We start from the raw sequence: 1,308 nt of genomic DNA on the forward strand, positions 1-1,308 counted from the left end.
GCTTGGGGGCTATTGCTGATCTGTCTCCATCGATCAGTCCCTTGTCGATTCTTCGTAAAGACGGTAAGCGTACGATCAATGTGCAGGCTGATGTCGACAAGCAAAACACCAACATGTTGATTTTGAATCAAGAGTTAAGAGATTTCTTAGACCTTGAGTTAGCTGCATATCCTGGAATTACGTACTTGTTAGAAGGTGAGGCCAAGGAGCAAAGTCAGTCCTTTGGAAGCTTGAAATACGGGTTACTGTTCGTCGGATTTGTCGTGTACTGCTTATTGGCGATTCCGTTCAAGTCCTACTTTCAGCCGTTTATTGTGATGTCTGTGATTCCCTTCGGAGCAATAGGTGCGATTGGTGGTCATTTCATTATGGGGATGGATCTTACCTTAATTAGTTTGCTCGGTATGCTCGCTCTTATTGGTGTTGTGGTAAACGATAGCTTGGTGCTCGTTGATTTCGTCAATAAAAAGCGCGCTGAAGGGATGGCGATTCATCATACCGTGCGCATTGCTGCAGCGTCACGCTTTAGGCCTGTGATATTGACGTCACTGACGACCTTTATCGGATTAATGCCTTTGTTGTTTGAAAAATCGACACAAGCACAATTCTTGATACCTATGGCGGTATCCTTAGGCTTTGGGATCTTGTTCGCGACCTTGATTACCCTGATATTAGTGCCGATTAACTATCTTGTGGTTGAAGATATCAAGCGATTGTTTTTAAAAACACATTCACACTAGAGCGCGTTTGTTTACAATGAATGGTAAGAGCTTAGGCTTCAGGTCTAGGTTGTCATTTGATGTATAGAATAAAAACTAGGTGTACTTTGAAGCGTCAGCATTCTGTTCCCATTCAACTCATTCGATCATTACTTATCGCACCTCGTAAACGCGCGGTTGATCTTGAAGCCGTGTGCGCGCAAGCCAGACTAGAGCATTGGCTTGATTTGATTAATATTGATGATGACAACACGCGCTTCCCTCTTGAGGAGCTCGGCGTATTTTTAATTACTTTGTGGCGCTACATGGAAGATGAGGCGGGCGGCTTTCTGAGTCACAGACTCAAACTCGGAACGTTTTCGATGATGTGCCACGCCCTTATCTCTGCGCCTAACCTCAGACGAGGCTTGCTTCGGAGTGCTCGGTATATCGCCTTGCTCACGGATGATCTGCGTTTGACCTTAGAAGAAGAGGGCGACGAGGCTCGCTTTGTCTTCGCGTGGGATAATCCTCTAGGTGAAGATGAAGTGTTTTTTATTACCTCTATGTTCGTGATATGGATTCGTTTGTCTTGCTGGATGATTGATCG

General features: G+C 45.0%; 2 protein-coding genes. Both read left to right on the top strand.

Translation table 11 applies throughout. From position 1 onward, the window contains the following. On the top strand, positions 1 to 740 hold a 740-nt coding region (locus A3738_RS26490), incomplete at its 5' end, for an efflux RND transporter permease subunit (protein ID WP_197474058.1). An 86-nt stretch (positions 741 to 826) separates the two neighbouring features. Beyond that, on the top strand, positions 827 to 1,308 hold a 482-nt coding region (locus A3738_RS26495; protein WP_197474059.1), incomplete at its 3' end, for an AraC family transcriptional regulator ligand-binding domain-containing protein.

The sequence above is a fragment of the Oleiphilus sp. HI0066 genome, from assembly GCF_001635725.1.